Here is an 11,578-nt window from a genome sequence, read left to right as displayed (position 1 = left end):
GCAAAGAAAAGTAGGTGCCTGCCCCGCACAGGGGCGACACTAATAGACCACTAAGAAATCAAGGAAAGGCCAACGCCGCAGGCACACAGACGAACAAGCGCCGCGCACACAAAAAACCCAACCAAAGGCCAACGCCGCAGGCATACAGACAAAGCGCCGCGCAGGCAAAAAACACCGCTATTTCCTAGCGGCCAAATCAACATCCAACGCCCCATCCTCCCCCATCCTCACAGTCCCTTTGGACACAGCCCCCCGATACCCATAAAGATCAAACTTCATCACCCCAGGATTAGAACTATCCTGAATAAAAGTCCTGGCATTCGTGACCAACGAATTAAACATCTTCACATCACCGGACTCGATCCACACAAAACTCTTCCCAGCGCTGGCAGGCGCCCTCGCCGCAGCAACAGAACTATCCCGCTTGAACTTCAACACCAACCCTTCATCCGTCACCGTGGCGCTCGCCAACCGCCCCTGCAAAACCGGCGGCGGAAACACGGTGTATTGATCGAACACCAACGCATTCCCCTTCAGCGCAACACCCTTGCGCGTAAAAGGCGTCAACGACGCCAACGGAATATCCAGCGCCCGCAACAACCCCGCCTGCGGCACCCCAAGCACCTTCACGGAAGTAGGCTCATAGACAAGATGCCGCTCATCCTTGGCCACGATCGTGCCGCTCATCGTCGTCGGCAGCCACACGCCAGGAAAGTGATTCCACAACTTGATCCCGCCCGTCACTTCCAACTTGCCGTCCACCTGCTTCAACTGCAAATCGTTCAGCGAACGTGGCTCATAGTCGAGCAGGTAATCGTTGAACAACGCCGCCATCGCGGGCCACGGCTCCACCACTTCGCCGCCAATGATGCGAATGTCGTACTGGTCAGGATCGTCAAGATCCACCGGTTGACCCGGCTTCTTCGGCACCATCTGCGCATCCAGCGACCGTACATGAAAGCCGATTCGCCCCGATACGTAGAAGTCCACATTCTCGACGTGAATCAACGGCGCAGCCCCCGACGAGTGCCGCTCGTCGCTGATCGCGGAACCTGGCATCGCCATGCCCTGCGCGGAAAACGCCATGCGTGTCCCGACCGGAATCGCGCGTGCAACCGACGCGGTTCGCAAAGTCTGCGGCACGTGTTGCCACACAAGGCGCGCCTGTGCGAGCGAGGCCTGTTGCGCGCGAATGAAGCTGTCGTTAAAGCGCGCGCTCGCGCTGCCCATCTGCGTCGATGCATCTTTCGCGGCGCTGGCTAGCGTCGTATATGACGGCAGGTGCACGTCCAGCGCGCCCGCCTCGTCGAAGGTGAAGCAGCCGGCCGCCATCTGGTCACGGTAGTGGTACAAGTCGAGTACAAACGGCGCGTTCGCATCGAGCGGCGTCAGCGCCATGTCGATGTTCATAGGCATCGAACGCATGAATTTCACGTCGCCGCCCTCCACCAGCATGCCGCGCGGCGGCATCGTCACGGGCCAGTCGATTTTCTGCACCGTGTGGTCGTCGAGCGTGAAGCGTACGCCCGCAGAGCTCGTGTCGATCCGGGTGATCGTCATGCGCAACGCGGGTGGCGGCGTGAGTTTGGCCACCTGCATCACGACGTCGTCGCCGTCGAGGCGCGCAATCGGTGTGTCCACTTTCAACAGGTCGGCCATCTTCACGTGCGCGGCCTGCATCAGCTTGTCGGCGCCGACGCCGGCTACTTCGACATGGTCGGCATGGAACACAAGGTCGTCGGCGTTACGCATCGACAGCGATCCCGTCAGCACGATCGGCACCCATGTGTCGCGATGCATCTCGCCCGTGATGCGCAAGGTGCCGCCGTCTTGCGGCACCACACGCATATTGCGCAAGGGCGCGCCCTGGTATTGGAACAGGTAGCGGTTGAAAATCGCGGTGAGCTTGGCGCTGTCGAGCGTGACGTCGCCGCGATGGACGTTGATCGTCACGCTGGTCGGATCGTCGAACACAATCGGCTGACCGGCGTGCGTCGGGGTCAGTGTTGCCGCCATATCGTGAATCATGAAGCCGATGTCGCCGGTCACACGAAAGTCGACGTCGCGCGCGAACATCAACGAACCGTCGATGCCGGAATCGCGCAGCGTCAGCGGACGGCTGCGCTTCTCGGTCATGCCACTCGCAGAAGGCACGCGCCCGGCGACGCTCTGTTCTGCCGCGAGCTGTTTGGCTTTTGCGAGTTCGAGCGAGGGACGCGATGCAGAGGCAGGCTGATCGGCGCTTGCCGCGCCGCCGCCATTGGTGGTACTGGCGGCGTTCGTGGCGAGTCCAACATCCGGCTGCGATTTTGCGGTCAGCGGGCTATCGTTGTTGCTCACGGTATTCGCCGTCGCGCTCGTTTGTGTCGACGGCGCGGATGCCGCATCGTCAGTCGTGGAACTCGCGTCGGCGCATGCGGACATCAGCAAGGCGGCCGTCACCAGCGCGGCACCCGCCCCCGCGCGCGTACGCCACGTTTCTCTGAGCGCCGGTCGCGCCATTCGGAGCGGCAGCCTCCCTTGAAGCGATCGCTGCGAGGGCTCCACCTGCGTGCCATCAGCCGAATTTTCGCCCACTGCGCCTGTCTGTTTCATGACGTCTCCTCCTGAAGCCGCGGCGCGTCTTTCGCGCGTCCGGTACGGCATGGTCCGTCGCACATACGCGGGCTTTAAACACCGTGCCGCCGTTGCGCGCCTTTGACCTGATTGTCTTGATTTGTCAGCGCGCTGCCGACAAGATTTCTGGAGGGCGCTCACCAAACGATCAAGCGTTTGAATCGCTACAACAAGTCATTGGAAAGCCCCACGTGTCGGGCTTGAGCGGTCTACGCGCAAAAGGGATTCAAACGGCATCCGTGGAGCAATTTGGACGCGCAACGAGGTGCTCGTGCTTCGCGCCGGGCCTGCCGTGAACGTCAGGACAGCAAAATGGTCGCAAATTCGAATGCGGCGCTGCAATAAAACGTGATGAGATGCCCGCCAGTTGATTGGGCATGTAGTGCCGGGGTGCCGGGGTGCTAAGGAAGGTGCGATTGAGGCCGGTTACGGTACACCTAGGCTAACCCACCCCGAGCCATTCCTGCATCACGTCCGCTCGCTTCACAAACGACGCGAGCGCATCATCGAAGACGATCTCGCCATGCCCCATCACCGCCACCCGGCTGGCGATGTCTTGCGCGATCACGAGCCGCTGTTCGATCAACAGCATCGCCACACCACGATCACGCAGCATCCTCAGACATTGCGCGACCTGCTCCATCACCTGGCTGGCCAGCCCTTCGCCGGGTTCATCGATGACCAGCAGATCGGGATCGCCGAGCAATGCCCGGGCGAGTGTCAGCATCTGCTGTTCGCCACCCGATAGCGCGCCGGCGCGCGTGCGCTTTCTTTCGCGCAGAACAGGGAACAGTTCGTAGGCGTCGTCCAAGGCAAAGCGCGGCGTGCGGCCGCGAGCGCGCGGCGCCACACCGAGTTGCAGATTCTCGTGAACGCTCAACGTCGGAAAGACGTCGCGATGTTCGGGCACGTAACCGAGTCCCAGGCGGGCGATCTCGAAGGTGCGCAGTCCGCCGAGCGCATGGCCGGCAAACCGCAATTCGCCCTCGCTGCGCACGAGGCCCATGATCGCGCGCGCCAGCGTCGAGCGTCCGGAGCCGTTGCGCCCGGCCAGCGCGACGACTTCGCCAGCTTTGATCTGCAAGGTGACGCCGTGCAGAGCCTGACTTGCGCCGTACCAGGCGTTCAGTTGCTGAATGTCGAGCAAGGCGGTCATGTGCGGAAGCCGTCGCCAAGATACGCCGCCCGCACGGCCGCATCCGCACGAATCGCCGCCGGCGTGCCCGTCGCAATGACGCGGCCTTGCACGAGCACCGAAATGCGGTCGGCGATCGCGAACACCGCGTCCATGTCGTGCTCGACCATCAGCAACGTGCGGCCCGCGGTGGTCGCGCGAATCAGTTCGATGGCGCGCGCCGCTTCGGCGCGGTTCATGCCGGCGGTAGGTTCATCGAGCAGCAAGGTGTGCGCGCCGCCCGCAAGCGCGAGGCCGAGGTCGAGCGCGCGCTGCTCGGCGTAGCTGAGTGTGCCGGCCTGGCTATGCCTGCGCGCATTCAGCCCCACGGCGTCGAGCACCTGCTCGGCGCGCGCATCGACCGTGCGTGAGCCGCTGAAGCGCTGCCACCAGCGCGTGCGGTCGCGCTCGGCCAGCATGGCCGCACAGCGCAGATTGTCGAACACGCTGAGGCGGGCGAACACGCTGGTGGTCTGGAAGCTGCGCGCGAGACCTCGGCGCGTGATCGCGGCCGGCGCCAGACGCGTGATCTCCGCGCCGAACAGATCGATGCGCCCCGCGTTCGGCCGTGCGCCCCCGGCGATCAAATTGAAGAGCGTCGACTTGCCGGCGCCGTTCGGCCCGATCAATGCATGGCGCTCGCCGGGCTCGATTGCCAGATCGACGCCGCGCAGAATCTGCGTGGCGCCGAAGCGTTTTTCGATGCCGTAGAGCGCGAGGGCCGGGATCATCACGCGTCTCCGGTAATCTGCGCGGTGCTGGCGCTCGCGCGAAGGGCGAGACGTGCTTGCGCACGAACCGCGTAGCGCGCGGCGAGCGCCCCAGGCGCCGCCAGCATGAACACCGCAACGCCGAGCCAAAGATGCGGCGAGGCCGTCTTCAACGGCACGCCGATGACGTTGAAAGCCGCGCCATCGTCCGCGCCGAATTGCACGGCGTAAGCCCACTGCACCGCGAGCACGACGGCCAGCGTCCAAAACACCGCTGAGGCTGCGCCCCATAGATAAGCCTTCTTGCACACGCGCCAGCCGTAGGCAGCGACGCGGGCCGTATGCCGCTGCACGAAGCCCGCCAGTCCATCCGGCGACGCCACCACGACCACGATGAAGAACAGCCCCAGATAGAACAGCCAGGCCCGCGTGAGGCTCGCCACCGCGACGCTGAAAAATGTCAGGACGATCGCGCCCGCGACCGGCCCGAAAAACGCCGCCGTGCCGCCTATCACTGTCGCGATCAGCACAACGCCCGAGCGCATCATGCCGACGCTTTCCGTCGACACCAGCTCGACATTGATCAGCCCCAAGGTGCCCGCAATGCCCGCAAAAAAAGCCGACATCACCACCACGCCATAGCGGATGCGGCGCGGATAGCAGCCAATCGCCGCTGCGCGTGCGGGGTTGTCGCGCACGGCGTTGGCGAGCCGCATGAGCGGTGTGCGCGACAACGCGAACATCGCCACGCTCGCCAGCACGCACCACAGCGCGATCAGCGCATACGCCTCGCGGGCCGGGCCGAAGCTCCAGCTTGCCAGCATGGGCCCGCTTGCGCGGTCGATCGGCACACCGGCCTCGCCGCCGAACCAGTCGGGCAGCGTCCACGCGGCCGCCGCGACTAGCTCGCCGATGCCGAGCGTGATCATCGCGAAAGCCGTCCCCGCGCGCCGCGTCGACACAAAACCGAACAGCACGCCGCACAGCGCACCGCCGATGCCGCCGACCAACGGCAGCAGCACCAACGGCACGCCAACGCGGTTGAACACTTGCGCCGCGATAAGCGCGCCGAGGCCGGAATAAGCGGCATGTCCGAAGGACAGCAAGCCGGTTTCGCCAAGCAGCAGGTTGTACGAGAGCGCGAACACGATCATCGTCGCGGTCTGCGCAAGATAGGCGAGCAGCCAGCTTTGCGGCCAAACGAAGGGCGGCACGACGAGGAACAGGGCGAGTGCCAGCCATGGCGCGAACAGGCGCAACATTGAGCGGCGCGTGGCCGCAGGCAAAGCGAGCTTGTCGGGCGGCTCCGCATGATCGTCACGCCGTCCGAACAGTCCACGCGGGCGCAGCGCCAGCATCGCGACAAGCAACAGATAGGGAATCAGCGGCGCGAGTTGCGCAAGCGTCAGCGCGTCCCATGCGGCCGGCAGCGCGCCTCCGAATACCGCTGTGAGATCGCCCAACGACACGTCGCTCGCCACCGCAAACGTCTGCACGCAACCGACGATCAGCGAAGCCGCCAGCGCCCCGCTCAGCGAGCCCAACCCACCGATCACCACCACCACGAATACGATCGAGCCGAGCGACTCCGCCATCGCCGGTTCGATCACGAACAGCGGCGCGCCGATCACGCCGGCGAGAGCCGCGAGCGCCGTGCCCGCCGCAAATACGCCGGTGAACACGCGAGGCACGTTGTGGCCGAGCGCCTCGACAGCGCTCGCATGGGTGAGCGCGGCGCGCACGATCAGCCCCGTCTTCGACACGCGCAGCACCGCGTAGAGCACCACCAGCATCGCCAGCGACACCACCATCATGAAGGCCCGATAGCGTGCGAAGGCGGCGCCGTAGACCGTGAACAGCGGTCCGTCGAGCGCGGCCGGAACAGTCGCGCTGAGCGGACTCAAGCCCCAGCCAAGCTTAACCAGTTCGCCGAGCAGATACGCGGCGCCGAAAGTCAGCAATAACTCGGGGAGATGACCATGCACACGCACACGGCGCAGCAGCCAGCGCTCCAGCGCCGCGCCGATCAAGCCAACGATCAGCGGCGCAATCATGAGCGCACTCCAGAAACCCGCATGCGCCGCCACCGAAAAGCCGACATACGCGCCGAGCATATAGAAGCTCGCATGCGCGAAATTCAGCACGCCGAGCATGCTGAAAATCAGCGTCAGGCCCGCCGACAGCATGAACAGCAGCAGGCCGTAACTGACACCGTTGAGCAGATTGATGACGAACGACTGCACGCGCCTATTCCGCCTGCACAGCGACGGTCAGCGGTTCGAGTGCCGCGCGCAAGTCGGCGGGCAACGTCACCGGACGACGCGTGACGCGATCCACATACACGTGCACGAAATGGCCTTGAGCGGCGGGTTGATCTTCGCCCTCCTTGAAAAGCCCCACTTCGTAGCGCACGCTCGAGGTGCCGAGCCGCACCACCCGCAAGCCCGCTTCGACCCGCTCGGGGAACACCAGCGGCGCGAAGTAATTGCAATGCGTCTCGACCACGAGGCCGATCGTCGCACCGTGCTCGAAGTCGAGCACGCCTGCGCGGATCAGATACTCGTTCACCACGGTGTCGAAGTAGCTGTAATAGACGACGTTGTTGACGTGGCCGTAGACGTCGTTATCCATCCAGCGTGTGGTGATCGGCAGAAAATGCGGGTAGGCGCTACGCGTGGCGGGTGCGGGTTTGTTCATCGTGACGTGGCGTAGTGGTCAGATAGAAGATATAAGCCATGCCGTGCTCCTCCCGGAGCGCAAGATCATTGGCCAACTCGTTGGCGAGGCTCATTGGCCAACTTTACTGCCCCGGCTTTTCGACAAACTCGAACGGCAAGCCGCGCCGCCGCATCCATTCGCCGAGCGCCTGACCGGTGCCCGCGCGCCATGGACGCAGTTTGGCCGGCTCGACCAGCCGGTATTCGAGCAATTCCGGCGACAGCGCGACCGTCCCGTGCGCCTTCACGTGATAGGCGATGATCAGTTCGTTTTTTCGAATGAATTCGTACACGCCGATCAACTCGACCGTCTCCGCGTGCAACGAAGTTTCTTCCAGCACTTCGCGGGCAATGCCCTGTTCCGGGGTCTCGCCGTTTTCCAGAAAACCGGTGATCAGCGCGAACATGCCTTCCGGCCATGCGGCGTTGCGCGCGAGCAGGATCTTGCCCTCGTACTCGACGATCGCGGCCACCACCGGCAGCGGATTGTTCCAGTGGACGTAGCCGCATTCCGTATCAGGACAGGCCTGGCGGATCCGGCCGCCTTCGTGTTCGACATCGGTGCGCTCGATCAAAGGCGTAGCGCAGCGCGGACAAAATTGGTATTCGGTCATGGCGAGTGGGTTGTCTTTTATGTCTTGTGTCTGATTATCTTGTTCCAGCGCGGACGCAACGTGCGTCTCAGGCCATGCACAACTCGCGCACTTCCGCAGCGAAACGCTCGACGGTTTCCGGCTGCGTGTCCCACGCGCACATCAGCCGGCAACCGCCCGCGCCGATGAACTCGTAGAACTTCCAGCCGCGTGCGCGCATTGCCTTGGCGGCCTGCGCGGGCAATTGCGCAAAGACCGCGTTCGATTCTCTCGGAAACATGATGCTCACGCCGGGAATTTCCTGCAACCGCGTTTGCAGCAATTCCGCCATCGCATTCGCATGACGTCCATTGCGCAGCCAGACGTCGTTATCGAGCAGGCCAAGCCACGGCGCGGAGATGAAGCGCATTTTCGAGGCGAGCTGGCCTGCCTGCTTCAGACGGTAGGCGAAATCGTCGGCGAGCGAGCGGTCGAAGAACACCACCGCCTCGCCGACCGGCAAACCATTCTTGGTCCCGCCGAAGCACAACACGTCGACGCCCGCGCGCCACGTGATTTCGGACGGATGCACGTCGAGCGCCGCGACCGCGTTCGCAAACCGCGCGCCGTCCATGTGCACTTTCAGATGACGACGTTTGGCGATCGCGGCGATCGCTCGCACTTCCTCGACGGTGTAGACGGTGCCCACTTCCGTCGATTGGGTCAGCGTGACGACCTTCGGCTTCGGGTAGTGAATATCGGCGCGGCGCGTGACGACCGCTTCGATCGCATCCGGCGTGAGCTTGCCGCCAACACCCGGCGCGGTCAGCAGCTTCGAGCCGCCGGAGAAGAACTCAGGGCCGCCGCATTCATCGGTTTCGATGTGCGCGAGTTCATGGCAGATCACCGAGTGATATGACTGACACAACGACGCCAGCGCCAGCGAATTGGCGGCCGTGCCGTTGAACACGAAAAACACTTCGCAATCGGTCTGGAACAGATCCCGCAGGCGATCGCAGACCTGGTTGGTCCAGGAGTCGTCGCCGTAAGCGGGTTCGTGGCCGCTGTTGTTGGCGACGGTCAGCGCCTCGAGCGCTTCAGGACAGATGCCGGCGTAATTGTCGGACGCGAAATGTTGCATGGCTGGCGGCGCGCCCGGCGACAGGCACGCTGAGATGACGGGAAAGCGGTCATTTTAGTGCGCCGGTGGGTTATTTGTTTTTCGGTTTGGTATTTGCGCCGCCGAGGGTTCGACAGCCCCATGTTTTCGCCGCAAGACAGCAAGCCGGCGCCGGGCGCCCCGAATACGCGCCAGCGTGCACCGACCGCTCGGAAAGGCCGTTAGTTGCAGCCACAATCGGGCATGGGGCCGCGACCACGCGGCATGCGCGCCACGACGATCAGGCCGACCGCGCCTAGCAGCAGCGCCCCAGCCGCCAGCCACAACGCCGGCGAAAAAGACCCGGTGTGTGCGGCTATTGGCGCCGCGACCAGCGGGCCGACGATCTGGCCGACACCGTACGCCGCCGTCGCGTAGCCCATCAGGCCGGCCGCTTCGTCGCCACGCAGACGCCGCGCTTCGCGCATCGCGAACAGGGTGATTGCGGTAAATGGCAAACCGATCAGCATGCTGCCGAGCGAGAAGCCTCCCGCCGTCGGCCAAACGATGCCGAGCGCAATACCGGCGGCTTGCAGCACGTAGCAACCGGCGAGCAGCGTGCGGTTGTCCCAATGCACCGGCAGGCGTGCCGCGAGCAACGCGCCGACGATCAGCGCCGCGCCGAACATCGGCCAGAACAGATCGGGCCAGGACGAGCCCGGCAGCGCGTGGCGCGCGATCACCGGCAGGAACGTCGCGGTGATGATGTAGCCGAATCCGGGCACGCCGTAGAGCAGGACCAGCCAGAAGGCGTCGGCGCGGTGCGGGAGGTGGCTTGTGGGAGCGTGTTGGCTGGTGGGCTTCTGATTTGCAGCGTACTGGCCAGCGTTGTGCTGCCCAGCGGAGTGCTGGCCGCCCGAACGTTGACCCGCATGAGCGGCGGTGGCTGACCCGCCCGTGGCGAGCGCCGTGCCTCGTGAGGTGGTATCGGTCACGGTCCCGAACACGGACCACACCACGATCGAAAGCACCGCGCCGATAAGCCCGAAGCCGATCCAACCCGCCGTCGCGCCGTAACCGCCCGCGGCGCTGACCAGCAAGCCCGTCCCGACGATACCCACGCCCGGGCCGGTATAGATCACCCCGCCCCACCCGTGCGCGCCGAGTTCGGCGAGCCGCCGCAAGCCCCACTGCGAGGCGAACACGAAGGTCCAGGCGCTGACCGCGCCGGCGACGAAGCGCACGAAGGCCCAGACCCAGAATTGGCTCGTTACGCCCATCGCCAGCGTCAGCAAGACCGTCGCCACAAGCCCCGCGCGCACCATGCGCGCCGGTTCGACCCGCAGCGCCGCGCAGGTGACCGCACCGACGAAATAGCCCGCGTAGTTGAACGACGCGAGCCAGCCACCGTGCTGGATATCGATCTGTGGCTGACCGAAGGTGCTGCCGTGCAGCATCAGCGGCAAGAGCGGCGTGAACGCAAAACGGCCGATCCCGAGCACCACGGCCAAGGTGACCATGCAGGCAAGCGCCGCGCGGCGGGCGGCATGGCATTCGGCAAGCGTGTCGTGCGCGCTGGAAGCGAGATCGTTCATGATCAGACGGTAAATGGAATCGGGCCGGCAGTCACCGGTTTCTTCAATGCATATTAGCTTGACCTTTCAATCACGAAAAATGAATAATTCGAATACGAGCCATCGCTAGGAGAGAATCGTGGATCTGGCCGCCTTGACCATTTTTCGCGCTGTCGTGCGGGAAAACGGCGTGACGCGCGCCGCTGCCAAGCTCAATCGCGTGCAATCGAACGTCACCACGCGCATCAAGCAACTCGAGGAGCAACTGGGTACCGACCTGTTCATTCGCGACGGCCGGCGCCTCGTTTTGACGCCGGCTGGCGAGACACTGCTGCCCTACGCGGAGCGTCTGCTCGCGCTCGCCGATGAGGCGCGTCATGCGGTGCGCGAGGATCGTCCGAGTGGGCGCTTGCGTTTGGGCACGATGGAAAGCGTCGCGGCGACGCGTCTGCCTGGATTGCTCGCGCGTTATCACCAGCAGTGGCCGGATGTCGCGCTGGAACTCGAAACCGGTACGACCGGCAAGCTGATCGAGCGGGTCCGCGAATTCGAAGTGGATGCGGCGTTGGTGGCGACGCCGCTGGATCCTGCCCCACTCGGCGAATTGTTCGAAACGGTGCCGGTTTTCCGCGAAGAGTTGGTGATGCTGTCGCCGCGAGGCCATCGGCCGATTCGCGAAGTGCGGGATATTGCCTTATCGACGCTGATCGCGTTCGAGCGCGGGTGTGCTTACCGGGCGTACATCGAGAAGTGGTATCTGGAGCATGGCGTGAGGCCGGCTCGCGTTTTAGAGCTCGGCTCGTATCATGCGATCGTGGCTTGTGTCGCCGCCGGCGCCGGGGTGGCCGTGGCACCGCGATCCGTGCTCGATCTGCAAACCGATGCGAGTAACATCGCGGTTCATGAGCTTCCCGATATTGGCGTGATCGATACGCTGCTCGTCTGGCGACGAGGGCATTTTTCGTCCGCGCTCAATGCACTGCGGCAAACGCTTGTGTCGGGAGAGGATGCGGTAGCGTTACCGGCCGCTGCACCGGTAGGTGTTGCCTGATGCTTTGCCTGCGTGACGGAGAACGCTAACCGCCGCCGCAATCGGCCAGGTTGATGCACGGCAAG

The 11,578-nt window shown here is 64.2% G+C and carries 9 protein-coding genes and 1 pseudogene; 1 reads left to right on the top strand and 9 read right to left on the bottom strand.

Going from position 1 to position 11,578, the window contains the following annotated elements; all coding sequences use genetic code 11:
- Positions 1-177: 177 nt before the first annotated feature.
- From GNZ12_RS36985 to GNZ12_RS36945, 9 genes and pseudogenes are all read right to left on the bottom strand, one after another.
- Entirely contained in the window at positions 178-2,595 is a 2,418-nt protein-coding gene (locus GNZ12_RS36985) for a hypothetical protein (protein ID WP_407947760.1), read from the bottom strand.
- Positions 2,596-3,058: 463 nt separating this feature from the next.
- Positions 3,059-3,772, bottom strand: a complete 714-nt coding sequence (locus GNZ12_RS36980; RefSeq protein ID WP_172317049.1) for an ABC transporter ATP-binding protein — start codon at positions 3,770-3,772, stop codon at positions 3,059-3,061.
- Positions 3,769-4,521, bottom strand: coding sequence for an ABC transporter ATP-binding protein (locus GNZ12_RS36975; RefSeq protein ID WP_172317047.1), 753 nt, complete (start codon positions 4,519-4,521; stop codon positions 3,769-3,771). The genes GNZ12_RS36980 and GNZ12_RS36975 overlap by 4 nt, the downstream gene beginning before the upstream one ends.
- The gene (locus GNZ12_RS36970) at positions 4,521-5,762 is read right to left on the bottom strand and encodes a branched-chain amino acid ABC transporter permease (protein ID WP_172317053.1); all 1,242 of its coding nucleotides are present in this window, start codon (positions 5,760-5,762) and stop codon (positions 4,521-4,523) included. The genes GNZ12_RS36975 and GNZ12_RS36970 overlap by 1 nt, the downstream gene beginning before the upstream one ends.
- Before the next feature lie 51 nt (positions 5,763-5,813).
- Positions 5,814-6,743 (bottom strand): annotated as a pseudogene (locus GNZ12_RS36965) (branched-chain amino acid ABC transporter permease); the annotation flags it as partial.
- Between the two features lie 4 nt (positions 6,744-6,747).
- A complete protein-coding gene (locus tag GNZ12_RS36960) occupies positions 6,748-7,197 on the bottom strand; it encodes an acyl-CoA thioesterase (RefSeq protein WP_074282719.1) in 450 nt (149 codons plus the stop codon).
- A 103-nt stretch (positions 7,198-7,300) separates the two neighbouring features.
- Positions 7,301-7,831, bottom strand: a complete 531-nt coding sequence (locus GNZ12_RS36955; RefSeq protein WP_172317045.1) for an NUDIX domain-containing protein — start codon at positions 7,829-7,831, stop codon at positions 7,301-7,303.
- 67 nt (positions 7,832-7,898) lie between these two features.
- On the bottom strand, positions 7,899-8,930 hold the full coding sequence (locus tag GNZ12_RS36950; protein WP_172317042.1) for a threonine aldolase family protein: 1,032 nt from the start codon (positions 8,928-8,930) through the stop codon (positions 7,899-7,901).
- 200 nt (positions 8,931-9,130) lie between these two features.
- Positions 9,131-10,483 (bottom strand): YbfB/YjiJ family MFS transporter, encoded by a 1,353-nt coding sequence (locus GNZ12_RS36945; protein WP_172317040.1) that lies wholly within the window; start codon positions 10,481-10,483, stop codon positions 9,131-9,133.
- Between the two features lie 118 nt (positions 10,484-10,601).
- Between GNZ12_RS36945 and GNZ12_RS36940 the strand changes: the two genes are divergently transcribed.
- Complete coding sequence (locus GNZ12_RS36940) at positions 10,602-11,513, top strand: LysR family transcriptional regulator (RefSeq protein WP_172317038.1); 912 nt, start codon at positions 10,602-10,604, stop codon at positions 11,511-11,513.
- Positions 11,514-11,578: the final 65 nt, after the last annotated feature.

Origin of the sequence: Paraburkholderia solitsugae, assembly GCF_013177695.1 — a bacterium.
In the GTDB taxonomy this organism is placed as follows: Bacteria; Pseudomonadota; Gammaproteobacteria; order Burkholderiales; family Burkholderiaceae; genus Paraburkholderia; species Paraburkholderia solitsugae.
This window is presented reverse-complemented; position numbering and strand designations above follow the sequence as displayed.